The 17,848-nt window shown below is 41.7% G+C and carries 19 protein-coding genes; 8 read left to right on the top strand and 11 right to left on the bottom strand.

Features of this window, described 5'->3' with window-relative positions; translation table 11 throughout:
- Positions 1-414: 414 nt before the first annotated feature.
- A complete protein-coding gene (locus ABC361_RS01960) occupies positions 415-1,347 on the top strand; it encodes a hypothetical protein (protein WP_413072414.1) in 933 nt (310 codons plus the stop codon).
- Positions 1,348-1,362: 15 nt separating this feature from the next.
- Here the strand turns inward: ABC361_RS01960 and ABC361_RS01955 are convergent, their stop codons facing one another.
- Positions 1,363-2,115, bottom strand: coding sequence for a glycerophosphodiester phosphodiesterase (locus tag ABC361_RS01955; RefSeq protein ID WP_413072413.1), 753 nt, complete (start codon positions 2,113-2,115; stop codon positions 1,363-1,365).
- 525 nt (positions 2,116-2,640) lie between these two features.
- Between ABC361_RS01955 and ABC361_RS01950 the strand changes: the two genes are divergently transcribed.
- Entirely contained in the window at positions 2,641-3,225 is a 585-nt protein-coding gene (locus tag ABC361_RS01950) for an HdeD family acid-resistance protein (RefSeq protein WP_413072412.1), read from the top strand.
- A gap of 137 nt (positions 3,226-3,362) precedes the next feature.
- On the opposite strand, the gene ABC361_RS01945 is transcribed toward ABC361_RS01950, so the two are convergent.
- The 4 genes from ABC361_RS01945 to ABC361_RS01930 form a co-directional block, all read right to left on the bottom strand.
- Positions 3,363-3,758: an ectoine synthase gene (locus tag ABC361_RS01945; RefSeq protein WP_413072411.1), complete on the bottom strand. Its 396-nt coding sequence runs from the start codon at positions 3,756-3,758 to the stop codon at positions 3,363-3,365.
- Positions 3,759-3,780: 22 nt separating this feature from the next.
- Positions 3,781-5,064 (bottom strand): diaminobutyrate--2-oxoglutarate transaminase, encoded by a 1,284-nt coding sequence (ectB, locus tag ABC361_RS01940; RefSeq protein ID WP_413072410.1) that lies wholly within the window; start codon positions 5,062-5,064, stop codon positions 3,781-3,783.
- Positions 5,065-5,083: 19 nt separating this feature from the next.
- Positions 5,084-5,578 carry a diaminobutyrate acetyltransferase gene (gene ectA, locus ABC361_RS01935; RefSeq protein ID WP_413072409.1) on the bottom strand — a complete coding sequence of 165 codons (495 nt, stop codon included), beginning with the start codon at positions 5,576-5,578 and terminating at the stop codon, positions 5,084-5,086.
- Positions 5,579-5,874: 296 nt separating this feature from the next.
- On the bottom strand, positions 5,875-6,330 hold the full coding sequence (locus tag ABC361_RS01930) for a hypothetical protein (RefSeq protein ID WP_413072408.1): 456 nt from the start codon (positions 6,328-6,330) through the stop codon (positions 5,875-5,877).
- Between the two features lie 131 nt (positions 6,331-6,461).
- On the opposite strand from ABC361_RS01930, the gene ABC361_RS01925 reads away from it, so the two are divergent.
- Positions 6,462-7,913 (top strand): spore germination protein, encoded by a 1,452-nt coding sequence (locus tag ABC361_RS01925; protein ID WP_413072407.1) that lies wholly within the window; start codon positions 6,462-6,464, stop codon positions 7,911-7,913.
- A gap of 41 nt (positions 7,914-7,954) precedes the next feature.
- A complete protein-coding gene (locus ABC361_RS01920) occupies positions 7,955-8,608 on the top strand; it encodes a GntR family transcriptional regulator (protein ID WP_413072406.1) in 654 nt (217 codons plus the stop codon).
- Positions 8,609-8,661: 53 nt separating this feature from the next.
- On the opposite strand, the gene ABC361_RS01915 is transcribed toward ABC361_RS01920, so the two are convergent.
- From ABC361_RS01915 to ABC361_RS01890, 6 genes are read right to left on the bottom strand one after another with little or no spacing between them, the layout of a single operon-like run.
- The gene (locus tag ABC361_RS01915; protein ID WP_413072405.1) at positions 8,662-9,144 is read right to left on the bottom strand and encodes a flavin reductase family protein; all 483 of its coding nucleotides are present in this window, start codon (positions 9,142-9,144) and stop codon (positions 8,662-8,664) included.
- Positions 9,145-9,159: 15 nt separating this feature from the next.
- Positions 9,160-10,146 (bottom strand): 3,4-dihydroxyphenylacetate 2,3-dioxygenase, encoded by a 987-nt coding sequence (gene hpaD / locus ABC361_RS01910; protein ID WP_413072404.1) that lies wholly within the window; start codon positions 10,144-10,146, stop codon positions 9,160-9,162.
- Position 10,147: 1 nt separating this feature from the next.
- Positions 10,148-11,626: a 4-hydroxyphenylacetate 3-monooxygenase, oxygenase component gene (gene hpaB / locus ABC361_RS01905; RefSeq protein ID WP_413072403.1), complete on the bottom strand. Its 1,479-nt coding sequence runs from the start codon at positions 11,624-11,626 to the stop codon at positions 10,148-10,150.
- A 15-nt stretch (positions 11,627-11,641) separates the two neighbouring features.
- Entirely contained in the window at positions 11,642-13,156 is a 1,515-nt protein-coding gene (gene hpaE / locus ABC361_RS01900; RefSeq protein WP_413072402.1) for a 5-carboxymethyl-2-hydroxymuconate semialdehyde dehydrogenase, read from the bottom strand.
- Positions 13,157-13,177: 21 nt separating this feature from the next.
- Complete coding sequence (hpaI, locus tag ABC361_RS01895; RefSeq protein WP_413072401.1) at positions 13,178-14,089, bottom strand: 2,4-dihydroxyhept-2-ene-1,7-dioic acid aldolase; 912 nt, start codon at positions 14,087-14,089, stop codon at positions 13,178-13,180.
- A 42-nt stretch (positions 14,090-14,131) separates the two neighbouring features.
- On the bottom strand, positions 14,132-14,692 hold the full coding sequence (locus ABC361_RS01890) for a hypothetical protein (protein WP_413072400.1): 561 nt from the start codon (positions 14,690-14,692) through the stop codon (positions 14,132-14,134).
- Between the two features lie 275 nt (positions 14,693-14,967).
- Here ABC361_RS01890 and ABC361_RS01885 point away from each other — a divergent pair, with 275 nt between their 5' ends.
- From ABC361_RS01885 to ABC361_RS01870, 4 genes are all read left to right on the top strand, one after another.
- On the top strand, positions 14,968-15,867 hold the full coding sequence (locus ABC361_RS01885) for a LysR family transcriptional regulator (RefSeq protein ID WP_255301193.1): 900 nt from the start codon (positions 14,968-14,970) through the stop codon (positions 15,865-15,867).
- Positions 15,868-15,933: 66 nt separating this feature from the next.
- The gene (locus ABC361_RS01880) at positions 15,934-16,668 is read left to right on the top strand and encodes a fumarylacetoacetate hydrolase family protein (protein ID WP_413072399.1); all 735 of its coding nucleotides are present in this window, start codon (positions 15,934-15,936) and stop codon (positions 16,666-16,668) included.
- A complete protein-coding gene (locus ABC361_RS01875; RefSeq protein WP_413072398.1) occupies positions 16,668-17,456 on the top strand; it encodes a fumarylacetoacetate hydrolase family protein in 789 nt (262 codons plus the stop codon). Before ABC361_RS01880 ends, ABC361_RS01875 begins: the two co-directional genes overlap by 1 nt.
- Entirely contained in the window at positions 17,437-17,823 is a 387-nt protein-coding gene (locus ABC361_RS01870) for a 5-carboxymethyl-2-hydroxymuconate Delta-isomerase (protein ID WP_413072397.1), read from the top strand. The genes ABC361_RS01875 and ABC361_RS01870 overlap by 20 nt, the downstream gene beginning before the upstream one ends.
- Positions 17,824-17,848 lie beyond the last annotated feature (25 nt).

Below are 17,848 nucleotides of genomic sequence, written 5' to 3'. Positions count from 1 at the left end.
AATTCATGTATGAGGACTCTTCTACCTCTTTTTCAAAATGTATTCATCAAGAAAACAAAGGTCTATTGACATAGGTCTTTCATTATTAAAGAATCTACGCGTGCTAAATGATACACATCTTTATAACTACTAATCTTTTACGGATTCACTTACGAACGATGGCATTGAAGCCTTTTTTCGCAGTCATTATAGATGAATAATATCCATATAAAAACAGGAACAACAATCTTTTTTCCTTAGACTTTCTTCACATCTTTCTGTTTCGTAAAAAATTTGGCACGTATACGTCCACTTTTTTCATTTCAGAAGAGGATTTCATACAAGCCTGCTTCGTACTCTCAATTGAAACGACAAGCCTAACCTTGTAACAGCTTTCACTGACTGGTACTGTTAAAGAGAAAGGCGAGGTGTTCTATGAAGAAGAAACATTCTTATATAGCGTGCGGCACGCTGACGTTTTTTCTATTAACCGCTTGTTCGAATTCAGGAGAATCCCATAATGGCGAGGAACTGTCTCAAAAACTGTACTTTGAACAGTCACATCAAATGGCTGTCCTCGCTGAGGAATGGCTCGAGCAGTTAGAAGAAAAAAACACAGATAAGGAAGAAGATACAGAGACAGAGGAAAACGATAAAGAAGATGGAGAGGAGGAGATTGAAAAGTCAGAGGAAAATGAAAGCGAATCTACTTCAGATGAAGCAACAGACGGAGCAGCAGAACAAAGCGAGAGTGAAGAGAATGTTTCCGAAGAAGAGACAACGTCAGAATCTGAGAACGACCAATCTGAGGAAGAGCCACAGACTAAGGCTATTACAGAAACTCCGGTAAGCGATCCTTATCCAGCTTCTCCTACTGTCTACGGCGAAGTTGGCGAAACGATTCACCACGAGACAGGCACTTATACGATACATAAACAACGGACAAAATTAGGACCTTATCAATCGGGTCCACTCTTATATCAACTTGATCAAATTCAGTTAGTAAGTGGCGAGGTAACCGAACCCGATCTTGCTGGAGTTGCAGGCGATCATGTTGAGTTTATACAAGTAGATCTTGTCTTACAAAACACAGGAAGCACAGCACTGCTAAATACAGCTCCGTTGCTCGTTCTTGAAAGCGGCGGGCACGAATTCCACCCTCACTCGATGTTCAGCGGCTTAGGCGTTGGGTATGATGCGTTAGAAGACTCTACCCCGCAACGGGTCTCACTCTTGTACATGCTGGATGGATCCATTTCTGTTACAGATATTTACTCGATCTATGGTGTTTTTTCCGGAGCACGAGACCACTCTGGTAACCAAGTAGGTGACTCCGTACGCTTTAACTTTTCATTTTCAGATGGATAAAAAATGGCAGCTAGCTCATAGAGCTAGCTGCTTCCTTAAATCGAGTGCAACTTTTGGGAAATCTGTCATAATGGCTTTTACGCCTTTTTGTATGATGGTCTTCATCTCTTCTTCATCATTTACAGTCCACACCCGAGATTGCTGCAGAATCCTTGCTTTTTCAAACGAAGAGTGTTCAGCAAGTGCTATTTTCTTAGAAATGTGAAACAGATCAATGTGATAAGTCTTTAAATAATCAATTGGATAAGGAACGTCATGCTTTACTAACCATGCAAGTTCTACCTTTTCGTCTACTTCACGCATCCGTTTCAATAATGGAAGATGAAACGAAGAGTAGTTAATCGTTAAATCTTCTGTAAATGGTTGCACAGCGTCCAGTAACGCTTTCTCCACTCCCTTTTTTTCCGACAGATTCGGCTTCAGTTCAATATTCACTTCGATCTGATAAGGTACCATCATCATGAGTGCCTCTTCTAAAGTTGGGATGGAAATATTCATCCAATTTTCGTTGTAATCCTTCAAATGTGTGAACGGTTCCCCTGCACTAAGACGCTTTATTTCTTCGAGTGACATCTCACTCACAATACCTGTACCGTTTGTTGTACGATCAACGGTAGGATCGTGTAACACGACAAACTCATTATCTTTCGTTAATTGAACGTCTAATTCAATTCCCTCAACACCATTCGCTAATGCTTCTTTGAAGCTAGGTAGCGTGTTTTCTGGATAGATCCCCATTGCTCCACGATGTCCATAAATGGCTGTCAATTTCTGTCATCCCTTTCTTTTAAATAGCCTTATTCCAAGTATATCGTTTCAGACACTCACTTGTATGTTATGCGCTCACTTTTAAGAAAAGCTTAACAATTGAATGAATATCGTTATTAAAAATTGATTCTAAAAAGACGTACGTTCTTTTTGAAATGGCGTACGCTTTCCTCAGGCACGGCCTCAGCCATTCCGCAAAAAACGCTTCATTGTCTTCGGACACGTACTATTCCCGTTGGAGTCGTCGCCATTAAATAAAACGAATATTACATACGGCATTGCTGTTATCATTCGTAAATATGATTACTACTTTCTCTTATGAAATTCATTCGTTTATTTATAAATTTGATCACGAACCATTGCGAATTCAATAAAATGACCTCTTTAACTACTTCAAAAACGTTGTAACAAATTGTTCACTTTTTCACAAGTTTAGATCTCCTTTCTTACTGGGTAGATATACTTATAGATTTGATCGAACATGTAAAAAGACATCTTAGATTTAAGAAGGAGGAACGCGTTCTCATGCAACAAACTTATTTACGTACATTACTCATGGTCGTTGCCATTGCTTTCTTTGTACTTGGTTTTACTGCTTTAATTTTCCCAGCAACAACATTGCTCACATTTACAATTGGGTTAGGTGTCATTATGCTCGTGAGCGGAATTATCACGACCATGACGTACATCCTTGACCGTAATGAGATTAAACAATCAGGGTGGGTGCTGGCAGATGGAATTTTATCCTTTATCTTGGGTATTCTCATCTTAATTAACGCCTTTGTTGGCATCATTGCTGTTATTTTCTTCTTAGCGATGTGGCTTATTTTTTCCGGCGTTCTTCGTATCTCAGGTTCGCTTCAATTAAAAGAATGGGACGTCAATCAATGGGGTTGGATGATGGCTTTAGGCATTCTTAACATTGTAATTGGTGCCATCACCATGTTTTATGCTATGTTTGGCGGAGTCGAGTTTTTCCTATTCCTTGCGCTATCCTTTATGGTGCTTGGTCTTAACGGCATCTCTATGTATGTACTCTTTCGTAACTTTGAAATTAAACGAACGGGTCGATACAACGAAGAGATTGAGGTTAAAGAAAAAGAAGAATAAGCTCCTTTCCTCGCTACCTGGCTAAGCAGCTAGGTAGTTTTTTCTGCATACCTCTTATATGGAGGAAACCGATCAGTGGCTCATCGAAATCAATGAGGTCTTGTTAGAAATCAAAAAACGAGGGAATACCCCTCGTTTTATTTTTGCATATGCTCTGGTAAACGGTAAGCACCGTCTTCATCATGAATTTCTTCTCCAGTCGTTGGCGGATTAAATACGCAAACCATGCGCATATCCGTTGTAGCACGTAAATAATGCTCATCGTGCTCGTCTAATACGTAGCACTCAAATTTTTTCACAGGCCAAATCTTCCCGTCTTTAATCGTTTCAATTTCGCCTTCACCTTCAATGATGTAAACTGACTCCAAATGATATTTATACCATAGGTGTGTTTCTGTACCGGCACGGATTTGGGTATCGTGTAGCGAGTAACCCATTCCGTCTTTTTCAACGACAATTCGCTGACTTCTCCAGTTACCGCCATCAACATCACGTTCTGTATTTAAAATATCTTCTAGCTTTACAACTTTCATTTGAAAGACCTCCTACAAAAAATTAATTTAGAATCGGTTCTTTAACGCCTAGAGACGCTCGCACACTCTCTTCAATAATAGCAAGACCAGCTTTTAACTTGTCCTCTGAGATGGTCACCGCAGGGAACAATTTGAACACTTCATCTTCAAAACCTGCTGTTTCCATAATGAGACCTCTAGAGAATGCTTCAGCCGCAATTTTACCTGCTATAGCTGGCTCGCCACATCCTATGCCCATCATTAAACCTCTTCCTTTCACGGTTCCTTTTAATTCTGGGTATTTTTCAACAATCGTAGTAAGGAATTGATTCACAAGCTCGGCCTTTCTCTGAATTGATTCTTGAAAATCCGGTGTTTTCCAATAGTCTAACGCAACGGTTGCCGTAACAAAGGCATGATTATTTCCTCTAAACGTACCGTTATGCTCACCTGGATCCCAAATGTCTAACTCTGGTTTAAATAATGTTAATGCTAACGGCAAACCATATCCGCCAATGGATTTTGATAAACAAACAATATCTGGCTTCAATCCGGCTTCTTCAAAGCTAAAGAAAGATCCAGTTCGCCCAATTCCTGCTTGCACATCATCAATAATCATTAAGATGTCATGTTCTTTACAAATACGCTCTAATCGCTGTAACCATTCCGTACGCGCAGCATTGACGCCACCTTCACCTTGGACGGTTTCAAGAATAACTGCTGCTGGGATATCTACTCCTGAACCACCTTCAGTGAGGAATTGTTCAAGATAGTCAAGTGTATCTAGTTCTTCCGTAAGAAAATTGTCATACGGCATCGTTACAACATTAGTGAGTGGAATACCTGCGCCTTTTCGCTTAAACGCATTACCAGTGACTGAGAGTGAGCCTATCGTCATTCCGTGGAAACCATTCGTAAAGCTAATAATATCTGTGCGACCTGTTACTTTACGCGCTAGTTTTAATGCAGCTTCTACTGTATTCGTTCCGGTTGGCCCAGGAAACATAACTTTATAGTCTAAGCCTCTTGGTTTTAAAATCGTCTCATTGAAAGCTGTTAAGAAGTTTGCTTTTGGGGTAGTCGCCATGTCAAGTGAGTGGGTCATGCCATCACTCATAATATAGTCAACAAGCGCTTTTTTCATATTCTCATCATTATGACCATAATTGAGTGCCCCGGCACCTGCAAAAAAGTCAATGTATTCGTTGCCTTCTTCATCCCACATTGTCGAACCTTTAGCTTTCGTAAATACAGTCGGGAAGCTTCTACAATAGCTTCTTACCTCAGATTCTCTTTCTTCAAAAATCTTCATATCTGTTTTATTCACGGTTTTCCTCCTTAAATTCTTAACCTTTAATTGGTCCAATGCGAAACGTTTTTTCTTCTTCATGGTTATCACCAGGAAATAGTTCTTCTCCAAAACAATCAGAAATGTTACAAGCTGTGCCTTGGCTACGAGCAAGTTTCTTAAATAGTGATTGAGAAGCTTTATTAGAAGGTGTAACGGTTGCTTCTACATATCTAACGTCTCTACAAACATCTCGTTCGATGAGTCGTTCCAATAGATCCAAAGCAAGTCCTTTACCTCTTTGGGATTCTGCTACCCCCACTTGCCAAACAAACAGTGTATCCGGCTGTTTTGGCGGGATAAATGCGGTAATAAAACCAACAACTTCGTTACCTTCACGTGCAACAATACACGTTTCGTCAAAATATTCGCACATCATAATGTACTTGTAAACGGAGTTTGAATCAAGTGTCGACGTTTCAGCTAGTTCCCACATCGCAGCACCATCTTCAACAGTCGGTTTTTGCAGAGTCAATACTGATGACTGTTCCATGTCTTCCTCCTTTATTTGATTTATAACATTGGTGTTCGCTTTTCTTTTACCCGCTTGGATTTAAACGAAACCAATATTTTCAAATTGAACTGTATTTTCTTAACCCTTTTATATGATAGGATGATAGCGTTTTTTTCGCAAACAGCGTTAGCTAAGATTATGTATCAAGAAGGCGTTTGAACGTTGTTAAGCGTAATCAGTGCTAGAAATTCTTCCATATCCTCACTAATCATCTTAATTGCTCCTGTTTTCAAAATAAAAAGAAGAGAAAATGATTTCTCTTCTTTCTTTCTTCTTTATACACATTGAAATGCACTGATTCTTCTCGTATCAATGCCAAAATAAACCCACCTAAAGATAAACCAACGATAACCAGCAACGGAGTTTCTTCCTACGAACGTGGGATAAAACCAAAACTGATCCCCATTATTTAATCGTAAATACGTGTATCGAAATAAGCATCCATTAATCGCCCCAGGATCAACAGCGAAAGCACCTACTGATTGAAGTTGTGGTGGATTCCCGGGTGGCGGACCTGGTGGTTCTCCACTTTGTCCTGGTGAGCCGCCGCCCCCTGGTGGACCCGGCTGCGGATATCCGGGACCGTCGTGTCCAGGGAACGGCCCCCATCCTGGCGGACCTCCTCCTGGCGTTCCTGGGGGACCTGGTGGATATCCGGGACCTCCTTGCCCTGGGAATGGTCCTCCGCTACCAGGAGGAAAAAAAGTTGAAACAAATCGCTGATGCTGCATACCTTTACCTCCCTTTTATATCTTTCTATATCCTACGCAAACGCCCAATAATGGTGCATCCTAATCTCTCTGCATAATTCACAAAACACGTCACAAACTACATGTATCTTGTACATAAAGGACGAGTTCCTATGGCATCATTAACCAATCGTTTAAAAGAAAATGTAGGACTGATACGCCAAACATTTCACACCCCGGATACCATCCGATCGCTTAAATTGAAAATTGGGGTGGACATTGACGCAGAGCTCCTCTTCCTCCCTAATACAGTTGATGAACAAAAAATTCACCTGTTCTTGCTAGAGCCTATCCAGCAACTTGTTAATGAGTCCATTACCTATGATCAGATCGGCAACACCTTTAAAGATGGTGAACCAACAGTAGCGAAAACGGTAGAAGAATGTGTTGACGGTCTCCTTAACGGTAAAGCCATTTTACTTTTCGATAAGGCTCAAGGGTATTTGTTCAACTGTTCAAATTGGAATGTTAGAGGTGTAGAAGTTCCATTAAGCAGCAGCGTATATGAAGGTCCAGCTTCAGGTCTCACGGAGGATATTTCGGTTAACTTAAACTTATTACGGAATTACTATCGAAGTCCAAATCTGGTGGTGGAAACGCTAACGATCGGCTCAGAGGCTAAAAAAGAAATAGCCGTTCTTTCTGTTCATAATGTCTCAGACCCTCAACTAGTTGAAGAGGTAAAAAAACGCCTACACGACATAAAAGTGAGTCAAGCCATTATTAATCAATTAGCAACGGATGCGTTAGAGGGGAAGGGAATGTTATTTCCTCGTACAATGTCTATTGATCGCCCAGATGCTTGTGCTATGGCTCTTGCAGCAGGGCGTGTCATTATTTTAGTGGAAGGTTCACCACTTGCCCTCCTTGCACCAAGTGTGTTTTATCATTTTTTTCAGAATCAAGATGACTATCTGTCTGACTTTGGAAAATACGGCGCGCGACCTCTACGCTATTTTTACTTTTTAACCGCAACGTTTGTTCCAGCGATTTCCGTTGCAATTGAGCGTTTTCACTTAAATGATATTCCGGCTAGTTTACGTGAACAGTTAGTCAAAACACAAGATACATTGGCTCCTTTTCCTATTGAATTATTGTTTGTCATTTTGCTTATGCAGCTCATTATGGATGGGTCTTACCGATTACCTGGAAATGCAATTTTTGCTGTGACGTTTATTGGTGCCATGCTTATTAGTGACGTCGCAACTGAAGTGAATTTATTCCATCCAGTGACCATTGTCATTATCGGGATTTGTTATATCACCAGCTTTCCTGTGCTACATCGAGGGTTGCTTTCTCCTATTTTCTTCATTCGACTCTCTTTATTACTCCTAGCCCATTTTTTAGGTTTTACAGGGTTATTCTTAGGCACGACAGCTCTTCTCCTTCTGACGGTGCAACTTCATTCTGTCGGTGTCCCTTACTTATATCCATTCTTTCCTTTTCAACCTGATAAATGGAAAGATATTTTGTTTAGGCCAGGATTGAAAGATGTCATTAACAAACCAAACCCGCTTCCTTTTAACATGAATCAAGCAAAACAGGATCGAAAACAGAACATTTAATTGCGGTTGCTCTGGGTTCATCCTAAAGGTATAGTATGAGTATGAAAACGAATAAAGTAAGTAAACGTGAGCTTGCTTATCAAGCAATTAGAAAACGGATTGTAGACGGCCGTTACGGCCCAGGTCAACGGATTGTCATTGATCAGATTGCAAAAGAATTAGGCTCTAGTGCTATTCCCGTTCGTGAAGCCATTCATCAATTAGAGTCTGAGCAATTACTTAATTACGTACCGAATGTTGGACCTGTTGTACGCTCCTTTGACCATTCTCGTTATAAGGAAACGCTAGAGGCGGTCGCCGTTCTTGAAGGATATGCTACAAGATTAGCAGTTCCCTCTTTAAAAGAGCCAGAGCTTCAACATCTCGTTCAATTGAACGAAGATATGAAGCAAGCACTGTCCCAGTTTGATTTACAACATGTCAGTCAATTGAACCGCACCTTTCACCATTTCATTTATGAACATTGTCCAAATTCATCAATTGTTCAAAGCATTGAACAATACCGCGAACGACTTAATACCATTCATCAGACAAGCTTTTTACGTAATCCTAAGCGTGCCCCATATTCTTTGGCAGAACACGATAGACTGATTGAATTAATCACGAGCAAACAGGACGAAACGGAAATTGAACTGTTTGCGCGCCAGCACAAGTTAAACACGGTTGAATCTTTTGAGACAAAAGAAAAAAAGTAAGACATCTTATTACGACGTCTTACTTTTTTTTGCGATTTATCTTTATTCATAACTCAGGAACGGGGAACGCTTTCACCATAAGAAATCATTCCATACTTACCCGAATAAAACATAAGCGGATCACCATCTGTCACAATGATATCTCTTACTTTTCCAATATAAAGCGTATGATCCCCTTGAACCGTTGTGTCATAAACGTCACACGCTACGCTTGCTAGGGCATCGCTAATCACCGGTAAGCCAGCAAACGTTGAGAACGTTGCAGCACGATCATCTTTTATTTGTCCAGCGAACTGTTTGGACAGATGTTCTTGCTCATGGGATAAGACATTCACTGCAAAAACCCCCGTTTGATCAATGTGCCCTTTCATCTTCGCCTGATTTCCAATTGAAATTAAAATAAGCTTCGGATCAAGAGAAACAGACATAAACGCATTCGCTGTCATCCCATGAACTTCTCCAGCTAATTCCGTTGTAATAACCGTCACACCAGTCGCAAATTTACTCATTGCCGTTCGAAACAAACGATCATCCATCGCTTCTTTTCCTCCTTAAATCACAAATTGCGGCTTCCCTTGTTTAATCGTTGGCTTCTTTGTCTCCACCGGTTGATTTGATGCCACATCTAATACAATTGAAGCCTCATTAAACCAGCTATCAGGTGCTTCATGCCCCCAGAACGTTCCACGCATTGGATCATTGATGCTCCAACGCACTGGCTTGAAATCGGGATCACTCGTTAAATAATCACCATTGTATAGTTCAATTCGATGTCCGTCTGGATCACGAACGTATAGGAAAAATGCATTAGAAAGCCCATGACGACCTGGTCCTCTCTCAATACTTGGCGCATAACCTTTTGCGGCTAGCACATCACAAGCATGAATGAGCGCAAGTGGCTCGCTCAACCAAAAACCAATGTGATGAAGCCTTGGTCCTACACCATTCATAAATGCGACATCATGTACAGATGGCTTACGATGCAGCCAAGCTGCCCAGATGCGTTCTTCATCCGTTGCCGTATATTCAGAGCAAGCGAACCCTAATTTCTCTGTATAGAAGCCATACGCTTCTTCCACATCCTGAACCATATTGTTGAAATGATCGATGCGTTGAATCCTTGCACCTTTGTATAGGTCGTAGCGTTGCAACAACCTTTCCACTACTTCCATTTCTGCGTAATATTCAATTGGTAAGCCGGAGTTGTCTTGTACACGAAGCGCACGTCCAATGGCATGCTGCTCGCCTTTCTCTATCCAAATCGGTTTAAGCCCTTCTTGCGTAAACTGTTCATGGAGCACGTCTAAATCCGATTCTGCGTACACTTTATAACTCATTACTTCTACAGCTGCAAGGTCTCTTTCTTTCAACAACAACGAGTGATGGTTATGTTCTTCCAAGCCACGGAGATATAATTCTGTTTCCGTTGATTCTGTTTCAATAAACCCCAGACTATCAATGTAAAAATCTCTTGCCTTTTCTAAATCCGTAACGTGCAACACAGCTCGCCCGGTTCGAATGATGTTTGCTTCGTTCATCTTAAGCGCCCCCTACCATTTCCGGTTTTACTCCAGGAATGCTTTTTAAGAATTCGTCAACCTGCCCTTTGTATGACTCTTTTTCAAATTGATCAAAATACGCCATTCCCATTCGGACGGGATCACCAAAGAAATAATACTCATAGTGCATCTGACGACTTCCAAAGGCGCTCATCGTCATATCCCACGCAAGTCTGAATAATTGTACTTTTTCATAACCTTCAAGGTTCTTGCCTTGTAAGCCCCTGTGTAGAATAGGGCCAATCTCATTATAATGGAAGTCCGCTTCTGTTGGTATGCCCATTAATCCCGACGCACCCAGTACACGCAAAATTTCATTTAACCTTGGATAAACCCGCGGGTACCAGTTACGCGCTGCATTTAATGCTTCGAAATCAGGTGTCATCGTCCCCCACTGATCCAGTTTTGCGCTTTGCTCCGCGCGATAAAGATGGGATTTCATCGCTTCAAGGGTTAACATGATTTCGGTTCCTTTGTCTTTTACATGTTGGAATCCGTCAATGCCAATTGCGTCCATTAATTTAAGCACAACACCTAATAGAAACTCCGTTTTGACGACGTTTTTTGATACAACCTGATGAGACATATGAACAACCGCATTTGTATCGCGGAACGTTCGATTACAGATGGAAGAATTTCCGCAAACAAAGACTCGATCCCACGGTACAAATACATTCTCAAACGAGACAATTGCGTCTCCTTCTTCAAACTGTGACGACAGCGGATGATCCCAAGCGCTCCTCCCATAATCAAACGATTCACGGCTTAGAAATTTCAGCCCTGGTGTATTGTTCGGCACGGCAAACGCGAGGGAATACGGGTCATCTTTTTCACCTGCCGGCTTGACTGTTGATGGAAAAACTAGAATTTCATCTGTAATCCCACCCTGTGTAGCAAGCAGACGAATGCCATCCACAATGATGCCATCTTTCTGCTTCTCAACTAAATGGAGCGCAACATTCGCATCTTTTTGCTCATGTTGTGCTTTTTCTCGATTGACCTGCGGATGAATGAGTGTATGAGTTAAACTAATGTCGTGTTCACGAGCAAAATCATAGTAATTTCTTGCGTTATCTGCAAATCGTTGCTCATCTTCGGCAAATAACTCGTTGGAGACACCCATCGCCATTACTTCTGCGTTTAAATAATCAGGTGAACGCCCCATCATGCCTCCAGAAATTCGAGCCCATTCTTGAATCGCTTCACGACGCTTCACGAGATCTTCAATTGTTTTTGGTCGCAGAAACGTCATTCCGACTTGCTCGCCTGTTTGGTCGGACGTATACAACATCTTCTCTTTTTTCTCGTATTGTAGATCATATAATCGCGCCATGGATTGAACGACGTTTTTCGTTGCTGGGTGCTTCGTCACGTCTTCAATTCGCTCTCCATGAATGTAGACATTATTGTTAGCTTTTTTCAGTCGATCGATATATTGCTGGCCTGTTTTTGCTGGCATGTGTAGTGCCTCCTTTTACTTTTTTCCGAACTGTGGAATGTGATGATCGCCTAACGAAATATGAATCGCTTTCGGCTCTGTATAAAATTCAAACATCGCATAGTGACCACCTTCGCGACCGATTCCACTCGCCTTCATCCCGCCGAATGGGATTCTTAGATCACGAACATTTTGCGCATTTACCCAAATCATTCCAGCATCTACGGCTTGCGCGACACGGTGTCCTCGCTGAATATCTCTTGTCCACACATAACCAGCAAGTCCGTACTCTACATCATTTGCCGCATCAATTACTTCTTGCTCATCTTCAAATTCAATAACGGCTACAACAGGACCAAAGATCTCATCCTGACAAACCCGCATGTGATTTTCCGCATTCAACAGTAACGTTGGCGGAACAAAGTTTCCTTCTTGTAAATGAGTCGGCACCGCGCTCTGGTAAACCTCACAACCTTCTTCTTTGGCTAGTTCGATATAGCTGTTTACTTTGTTCATATGGTCTTTGCTAATAAGTGGCCCAAGTTGAGTTGATGAGTCCATCGAATCACCAAGCGTTAAATTGTCTACCCGCTCTTTCATGGCTGTGATAAACGAATCTTTAATGTTTTTATGAAGAAAAACCCGTGAATTTGCCGTACAGCGCTCACCATTAAACGAGAAGATTCCCCATACCGCTGCATCTAGCGCGCGATCCACATCTGCATCATCAAACACGATTAATGGCGACTTCCCACCAAGCTCCATCGACGTCTTTTTCAACGTATCCGCTGCATTTTTTAAAATCGTCGTACCCGTCGTTGTTTCCCCAGTAAAGGAGATAGCTGCTACGTCTTTGTGGGCAACAAGAGCCGCTCCAGCTGTCTCCCCATACCCGTGCACCACATTAAAGACGCCAGCTGGCAATCCAGCACGATCAATGACTTCTGCAAGCTTATTCACCGTTAATGGCGATAATTCCGCTGGCTTTAAAACAACGGTATTTCCAGTTGCTAAAGCAGGCGCAACTTTCCATGTTTCCAGCATAAATGGCGCATTCCAAGGCGTAATCAGACCGACCACACCAATGGGCTTATAGACGGTATAATTTAAAAACGTATCATCAACCGGAAACGATTCTCCATGTAGCACAGACTGCACCATCCGTGCGTAAAAGCGAAAATTCTCTGCGGCACGAGCGGTCATTTTTTTTGTTTGGCTAATGGGGAGACCAGTATCCAGTGCTTCTAAATGCGCAATTTCTTCGATTTCTTCATCAATTAAATCTGCAATTCGATTGATGTACACCATCCGTTCTTCGACTTTCATGGTTCCCCAAGCGTTTTTCATCGCATGCCGAGCTGCTTCAACCGCTTGTTCAACCTCTCGTTCATCCCCTGAAGCCACTTCATTTATTGGTTCATTTTTAAAAGGATCAATATTTGAAAATAGGTCGCCACTATGCGACGCAACAAAAGCTCCATTAATATAGTGATGGATCGTATCTACTTGAATCTCTTCTCGATTCCACGTGCGTGTTGTTTGTTGTTCCATGATAAGGAGCTCCTTCCTTCATTAAGAATGTGACGCAACTTGGACATAGTCTGCCAAAACGGCTTTGATCTCTTTTTGCAATGCTTCTGTTGGCAATGCCATTGGCTTACGTAAAACAGGTTCAATCTTGCCCATCATCCCCATCGCTGCTTTTAATGGAGCTGGATTTGTGTCCTTAAACAGGACGTCGTTAAGCGGTAGAAGTTCAAAGTGTAAATCGAGCGCTCGCTTCACATCGCCTTTTTCCCATGCATTGTAAATCTCGGCAACTTTATCAGGGACAATGTTCGCAGTGGCGCTAATATGACCAGCTCCACCAATCGCCAGCATCGGATAACAAAGCAGTTCAATGCCTGAATAGAGGAGGAAATCACGCCCGCACTCATGCAGAACACGATTTACATGTTCAAAATCTTTATTCGACTCTTTCACGCCAATAATGTTGTCACAGTCTCTACTTAACTGAGCCAGCGTCTTAACATCCAAATTCACTGCCGTTCTACCCGGAATGTTGTAAATAATAATCGGAATGTCAACCGCATCCGCAATCAACTTGAAATGATTATACAGCGCGTGTTGTGACGGGCGATTATAGTAAGGAACAATGATTAAAGCCGCGTCAGCACCGAGCTCTTGTGCTTTTTTTGTTAAAAATAATGTCTCGTTATGATTCGTTGACCCTGTGCCCGGAACGAACGGTACACGACCGTTAATATGCTTGACCGCAGCTTCCATCACTTCAACGCGCTCTTCTACCGTAAGCGAACTCGGTTCACCTGTTGTACCTGTCACTGATAAGGCATGGCTTCCGCTCTCAATATGCCAATCAATTAACGAACGAAATGCGTCAAAATCAATTGACTCATCTTCTTTAAATGGTGTAACAACTGGCGCCACAGAACCTCTTAACTTCTTCTTTACGTCTTCATACATAATCAATCGCTCCTTTTTTAGTAAGAATAAATCTGTTCATAATTAAAAATGATTTTGCGGGACACTGCTTACATCTCCGTGCGTTAATTTCGCGCGAATTTCTGTTGATCCAATCTTCTTCCTTCGTACTTTCTTCTCTTCAACAATGGATACATCAAACTGTTGCTGTCCGTGCTGATGTAACCGCTGAGCTTTTCCCGCTCCTCTTTTTCCGTACGCAAAATCAAAGCCAACAACAGCATGTTCGCACTGCTGCTCATTTAAAAAGGTTTGAACAAACGTTTCCGGTTCCAACTCTGCTATTTCTCTCGTAAATGAAACAATGGCTAGTTGATCAACGCCTAGCGTTTCTAAGACACGCCCTTTTTCCTCTACTGGCGTCAAGTAACTTGTAATTGCTCGGTCAGGTTGTACAATGACACTTGGGTGAGGGGCAAACGACATCACACGTAAAGGAAGATTTCGTTTTACCGCCTGCTTTTTCCCTTCTTCTATTAGCGCTTGGTGGCCAAGGTGAACGCCATCAAAGAAACCAAGCACACATACATGAGGTGTTGCACGTGTTATGAAAGGATGCTTTTCACCCATTTGAAACTGTTCCAATCGTTCACACCACCTTTTGAATACGCTTACAAAAAGATCTTGCATTTACTGTAGCACGTGGTAAAGTATAGGGAAAATATTGATAAAATATAAAGTTCATACTTTTTAGATATAACAACCAATTTTATAGCGCGTGTCAATATCAAAGGCGATTATCTAGAACTTTTAGTAACGCATCATTAACGATCGTTCGTTTCATTCTCTTTAAAAAGTAATGATGAAAATGACTCATACATATAAGATTGGACAAAAATGTAAGTTACCGGGAGGGCTTAATGTTGGATTTAAAACGATTGCGCTATTTTCGAGAAATTGCTGCACATGGTCAAATTACAAAGGCAGCAAAAAAACTTCATATGGCCCAGCCACCTCTCAGCCAACAACTTCGCATTTTTGAAGACGAGCTAGGCGTCATGCTCTTTGAACGAACCGGACGCCGATTATTGCTGACAGAGGCTGGCGAAGCACTCTATCGAAAGTCTGAACGAATTTTGGAAGAACTTGGAGAAGTAGAACGAGAAATACGTGAAACGGGAAAAGGGTTAAAAGGAACCTTACGAATTGGTGTGGTTAAATCTTGCTTTGCGTCTCTTCCAAAGCAAATGAATCAGTATCACTCCTCCTATCCAGACGTTACATTTTCAATAAGAGAAGGAGATACTTATGCGGTTAGCGAGCTTGTAAAGTCAAAAGAAGTCGATATCGGGCTTGTACGCTTACCCATTGATCTCCATTCATTCAATACCATTCATTTATCACGAGAACCCTTTGTTGTCGCCATGTCCGATTCCTTTGCTATCGGCAAAGAAAAATCGATTACGTTAGATGAGCTTTCCTCTATTCCTTTACTCCTGCTACATCGTATTAGCGGAGCAGGACAATATGAACTGGTGCTTCAAGCATTTGAAGAAAAAGGGATTCAACCAACCATTTTATGCGAATGCCCTGATGTAACCATTCTTCTTTCTCTTGTTTCAAGTGGGATGGGTGCGACCATTGTCCCTGCGTCAACAATACACGCCTTTCAAACCCCTCATATTCGGACGTTTGACATTGATCAAACAGCAATTTTTGCAGAGTCTGCTCTTATTTGGCTTAAAGATCGCTATCTTTCCAAAGCAGCCGTGCACTTTATTGAATTGTTCACAACTTCTAAAACTGATAAAGTGATTTAGTAGTTGCACTCAAAATCATATATGATATCATATATAAAATAATATTAATTAAAGGAGGAGATAAACATGTCTATTCAATCTGCAAGACAGCGAGGTATTGAACTTTACCCAATCTCTAAGGAACTTGCGCCAAATCAAGCTTACGACAATCCTATTACTGGGTCGATTTATGGCATCTTGTTAAATGAAAGAACATCATTTGAACAACAATTAGAAACATTCCATTCAAAGCCGTATGATTCACCACCAGAAGCTCCAATCCTTTATATAAAACCGGAGAATACAAAAGCTTGTCACCTTGAATCTGTCTATTTACCTGAAAGTGAAAAGCATGTGCAAGTAGGCGGTACACTGGGAGTCATAATTGGAAAAACTGCCATTAACGTATCAGCAGAGCATGCGCTTAAATATGTAAGCGGATACACAATCGTGAATGACCTCTCTTTACCACATGATTCTTTTTTCAGACCCGCGGTAAAGTATCGCGCCTTAGATCGATTTAATCCAGCAGGACCATGGATTGTTTCAAAACAAACCATTCCGAATCCAAACGCTGTGAAGATTGTTACAAAAATTAACGATACCGTTGTCGATGAGTGGCATACAAGCAGCCTAATACGTTCAGTTGAGACGGTGATTCAAGATGTAACAGCCTTTATGACCCTGTCGGAAGGAGACTGTTTACTTGTCGGTACCAAAATCGATCTTCCGCAAGCATCTGTAGACGATACAGTTTCTATTATGATTGAAGAAATCGGTACCCTCACGACCATAATTGCGCGAGAAACGGAGGAAGTATAATGAAAACTGCACGTGTTGCTGCAAATGGTGTCGTTCAAGAAGCGATTGCACAAAATGGAAAACTCCACCTTCGTAACGGGCAAATTGTTGATGAACAAGAAGTCCAATTTCTTCCCCCTGTTAACCCTGGCACCGTTTTTGTTCTTGGCTTAAATTACGCAGATCATGCAGGAGAGCTATCGTTCAAAGCACCTGAAGAACCACTTGTGTTTTTAAAAGGACCACATACGTTTGTTGGCCATAATGCACTCACCTATCGTCCTGATTCAGCAGACCACATGCATTATGAATGTGAACTAGCGGTTGTGCTTGGAAAAACAGGCAAACACATTAAACGAGCAGATGCGTACGATTACGTAAAGGGATACACCGTTGCAAACGACTACGCCATTCGAGACTATTTGGAAAACTACTACCGCCCTAACTTAAGAGTAAAAAACCGAGATATGTGCACCCCTATTGGTCCATATTTAGTTGATGCAAAAGATATTTCAGACCCAATGAACCTCACGTTAAAAACCTATGTAAATGGTCAACTTACTCAAGAAGGTCATACGAAAGATATGATTTTTGATATCCCTTTTTTAATTGAGTATTTAAGTTCTTTTATGACGCTTCGGGAAAATGACATCATCTTGACCGGGACACCAAAAGGACTTGCAAAAGTATACGCCGGTGATGAAGTCGTAACTGAAGTCGAACAGATTGGTAGACTTGTGAACACAATTGCTGGTGATAAGACTTTTCATCGAAATGAGGCGACAACACATGCCACATCTCACCGTTGAATACACGGCTAATTTAGCGGAGGTCATCGACACAGACACCTTGCTGCCTAAACTTCACGACGTCCTTTTGGCAAGACCTACTCTTTTTCCGATTGGTGGTATCCGCTCTAGAGCGATTCCGCTGCACGCTTATTATGTGGCTGACGGTTCAGAAACGAGTGACGCTTTTGTCCACCTTACATTTAAAATTGGAGCTGGTCGTTCACAGGAAGAGAAAGAAACAACTTGCCAAGCGCTCTTTACGGTATTAACCGATCATTTCGCCCGTGAGTGGAGTAAGCGTGGCATTGCTCTTTCCCTTGAACTAGCGGAATTTGGCGAAGCAGGCACATTAAAGAAAAACAACATTCATGCCCGTTTTAAATAAGAACCAATCCCATAGGGAGGACTTT

The sequence above is a fragment of the Shouchella phoenicis genome (assembly GCF_047238345.1).
GTDB lineage: Bacteria > Bacillota > Bacilli > Bacillales > Bacillaceae_D > Shouchella.
This window is presented reverse-complemented; position numbering and strand designations above follow the sequence as displayed.

What these genes read in the sequence shown, in the direction of transcription:
- hpaI (WP_413072401.1), bottom strand. Translation starts at nt 14,089, where the DNA reads ATGTATGAAGACGTAAAGAAGAAGTTAAGAGGTTCTGTGGCGCCAGTT.
- ABC361_RS01930 (WP_413072408.1), bottom strand. Translation starts at nt 6,330, where the DNA reads ATGCAGCATCAGCGATTTGTTTCAACTTTTTTTCCTCCTGGTAGCGGA.
- ABC361_RS01960 (WP_413072414.1), top strand. Translation starts at nt 415, where the DNA reads ATGAAGAAGAAACATTCTTATATAGCGTGCGGCACGCTGACGTTTTTT.
- ABC361_RS01945 (WP_413072411.1), bottom strand. Translation starts at nt 3,758, where the DNA reads ATGAAAGTTGTAAAGCTAGAAGATATTTTAAATACAGAACGTGATGTT.
- ABC361_RS01885 (WP_255301193.1), top strand. Translation starts at nt 14,968, where the DNA reads ATGTTGGATTTAAAACGATTGCGCTATTTTCGAGAAATTGCTGCACAT.
- ABC361_RS01875 (WP_413072398.1), top strand. Translation starts at nt 16,668, where the DNA reads ATGAAAACTGCACGTGTTGCTGCAAATGGTGTCGTTCAAGAAGCGATT.
- ABC361_RS01915 (WP_413072405.1), bottom strand. Translation starts at nt 9,144, where the DNA reads ATGGATGATCGTTTGTTTCGAACGGCAATGAGTAAATTTGCGACTGGT.
- ABC361_RS01950 (WP_413072412.1), top strand. Translation starts at nt 2,641, where the DNA reads ATGCAACAAACTTATTTACGTACATTACTCATGGTCGTTGCCATTGCT.
- hpaE (WP_413072402.1), bottom strand. Translation starts at nt 13,156, where the DNA reads ATGGAACAACAAACAACACGCACGTGGAATCGAGAAGAGATTCAAGTA.
- ABC361_RS01925 (WP_413072407.1), top strand. Translation starts at nt 6,462, where the DNA reads ATGGCATCATTAACCAATCGTTTAAAAGAAAATGTAGGACTGATACGC.
- ABC361_RS01880 (WP_413072399.1), top strand. Translation starts at nt 15,934, where the DNA reads ATGTCTATTCAATCTGCAAGACAGCGAGGTATTGAACTTTACCCAATC.
- hpaD (WP_413072404.1), bottom strand. Translation starts at nt 10,146, where the DNA reads ATGAACGAAGCAAACATCATTCGAACCGGGCGAGCTGTGTTGCACGTT.
- ABC361_RS01870 (WP_413072397.1), top strand. Translation starts at nt 17,437, where the DNA reads ATGCCACATCTCACCGTTGAATACACGGCTAATTTAGCGGAGGTCATC.
- hpaB (WP_413072403.1), bottom strand. Translation starts at nt 11,626, where the DNA reads ATGCCAGCAAAAACAGGCCAGCAATATATCGATCGACTGAAAAAAGCT.
- ABC361_RS01920 (WP_413072406.1), top strand. Translation starts at nt 7,955, where the DNA reads ATGAAAACGAATAAAGTAAGTAAACGTGAGCTTGCTTATCAAGCAATT.
- ectA (WP_413072409.1), bottom strand. Translation starts at nt 5,578, where the DNA reads ATGGAACAGTCATCAGTATTGACTCTGCAAAAACCGACTGTTGAAGAT.